This is a genomic window from Halomonas halmophila, assembly GCF_006540005.1.
GTDB classification, from domain to species: domain Bacteria; phylum Pseudomonadota; class Gammaproteobacteria; order Pseudomonadales; family Halomonadaceae; genus Halomonas; species Halomonas halmophila.
On record NZ_BJOC01000067.1, the window covers coordinates 1 to 2751 of the forward strand.

A 2751-nucleotide genomic window follows, 5' to 3' on the forward strand; every position below is an offset into this window, starting at 1 on the left:
CAACGACAACCAGGATCAGGCGAGCGGCACGCCCAGCGTCGACTTCAGCATCGCCACCGAAGATGCCGACACGGATACGGCCTCGGACAGCCACACCATCAAGATCACCGATGGCGCGGATCCGACGCCGGGTGATGGCTCGACCAACAGCAGCACGGTCAGCCTGGCCGTGGATGACGCCGACACGGAAGGCCCATCCAGCAGCACCGACACCGGCACCATTGCCTTCACCGCCGGCAGTGATGACCTGACCTCGTTCGCGTTCGCCAACACCACGCCGTCGGTCACTGGCCTGGCCATCGACGAGTCGCTGACCTGGAGCACCAATCCGTCGGGTCAGCGAGTGGCGAGCCTGAATGGTGAACAGGTGCTGGCCCTGACTTTGTCGAATACCGGCACCATTGCGGCGGGTGACAGCGGTAGTGTGACGGTTGAGGTCGAGCAGTTCGGTGCACTGCCACACGTCAACGGGGTCGACGCCTTGACGATCAGTGGCGTCGAGGTGATCGCCACGGACATCGATGGTGGTACGGCCACCGGCAGCGCGGCTATCACGGTGGCGGATGATGAGCCCGGTGCGGCTGATGACACCGCCTCGACCGGCGAGGAAGAGTCCGTCACGGTCAATGTGCTGGCCAATGACGATGCCGGCAGCGACACGCCGGCCGTGCTGACCGGCGCCACCCTGGTGTCCGGCCAGGGTACGGTGACCACCGATGCCGCAACCGGTGAAGTCACCTTTACGCCGGATGCCGGCTATACCGGCACGGCGCAGATCGATTACACCATGGAAGATGCCGACGGGGATGAGGCCTCGGCGAAGTTGAGCGTCGAGGTCGTGCCCAACCAGCTGGTCGTCGGCACCGGCGGTGATGATCCGAACCTCGAGGGCGGTGGCGGCAATGATGTGGTGATCGGCGATCCGGGTGGAACCAAAACGGTGGTCGAGCCGGCCGAAGATTACAACATCGCGATCGTGCTGGACCGCTCCAGCAGCATGAGCATTACGCTGGGAGGTGGTGACGACGATGACGATGATGACGGCGGGGGTAGCTCTCTGAGCCGCTTTGAGGCGGCTCAACAGGCCATCACCGCCCTCCTGGAAGAGTTTGTCGGCTTTTCCGGTACGATCAATCTACATATCAATATGTATGATAATGACGGCACTATCCACAGAAACTACGCGGAGTTCGATAGCGACAACCTGTCCACGGCCCAGAGCTGGGTGAATGCACAGGAGCATGGTTCTGGCACTCATCCCGAGTACGGTTTCTGGACGGCGGAAGAGTGGTTCGCGAGCAATCCGCAAAACAGTAACGATGCTCAGAATCTGGTGTATTTCATATCTGATGGTGACGCCGATAACCCCACTCTGGCCCAGCTTGCCTATCAAACTTTGCTTGCCAGTGCTGAGCCGACTGTCGAGGCAATTGCACTGGATAGGTCGGTCGATGTTGAGGAGCTGAGAGATTATGACACGGATGGCGACGTGCCGGTTGCAGACACGGCAGAAGAGCTTACCAATATCCTGAAGGGCGGCTCGACCACTCTGGAAGAGGCCGATCTGGGCGCCGACATCCTGAATGGTGGTGCCGGTGATGATATCCTCTTCGGCGACAGCGTCGATCCCGGCAACCTGACGGGCACGGACCCCGACGGCAATACCGTCAATGGCGAGCCGCAATCCGGGTATTCCGGCCTGATCGACTTCATCACCGAGGTCGATGGCGCGGCTCCCGATGATGACCGTACCCTGGAGTTCATCAAGAACAACTACGCGGACCTGGAGAACACGGCCCGTGCGGATGGCGGGGGTGATACCCTGAATGGCCAGGCGGGGAATGATACCCTGATCGCTACCAGCGGGGCTGATACCCTCAATGGTGGTGCCGGGGATGATCAGATGCTGGGTGGAGCCGGTGCCGATATCTTCGCCTGGACGTTGAACGATGGTGGTACCGCCGCTGCGCCTGCCAATGACACGGTCACGGATTTCGGCGACGGCAATGATACTCTGCAGCTGGGCGAGCTCCTGGAAGGCTATGATGCGACCAACGATGGCGATCAGTCGGCCTTGAACGACTTCATCAATGCCTCCTATGACGGCGCTGATACCGTCCTGCATATCAAGACGGATGGCGGCATCGCAGCGGATAACGGCAATGCGGATCAGGTCATCACCCTCAGCGGGTTCAGCGAACACTCGGGTACTTCACTGGATATTCTGCAGTCGATGACCAACAACAATCAGTTGGATGTAGATTAAGGATCCTGGCTGTGACCGGCGTCGCTTCGGCGCCGGCACGGTATCGAATGGACTCGGTCGTGCAAGGCTGAGCCCGCACACAATCTCGGTTTCGCCTCTTTCACACGCAGGGAAGTGAACATGTCAAAGCACTCCTTCAAGACCGCGCAGCGCTCAGTCCTCTTCAAACGGCCGATGCTGGTCGGGCTCATGGTGGGGGGGCTGTCGGTCGCGGCATCCCATGCCCTGGCGCAGATCCCGGCCCAGGACCCGGACGCCGCGGCATCGTCCGATCAGGCAGCGGCCTTCCCCGACGATACGACGTCCCCCGGTTCGGCCACGCTCCAGTCGGTGGTCAAGCAGGCCATCACCACCAACCCGGAAGTCCAGGCGGCCTGGAACGGCTTTCAGGCCGCGGGCCATGATGCGGAGGCGGCAAGCGGCGGCTTCCTGCCGCAGCTCGATGTCACCGCCGGGGTCGGCATCGAGGACCGCGAGAATGATCA

Annotated in this window: 1 protein-coding gene and 1 pseudogene; both read left to right on the plus strand. The window is 61.5% G+C overall.

The features are described from left to right. The coding region (locus HHA01_RS14570) for an Ig-like domain-containing protein (protein ID WP_141322016.1) at positions 1-2266 on the plus strand (2266 nt) is incomplete at its 5' end. A 120-nt stretch (positions 2267-2386) separates the two neighbouring features. Beyond that, positions 2387-2751 (plus strand): annotated as a pseudogene (locus HHA01_RS14575) (TolC family protein); the annotation flags it as partial.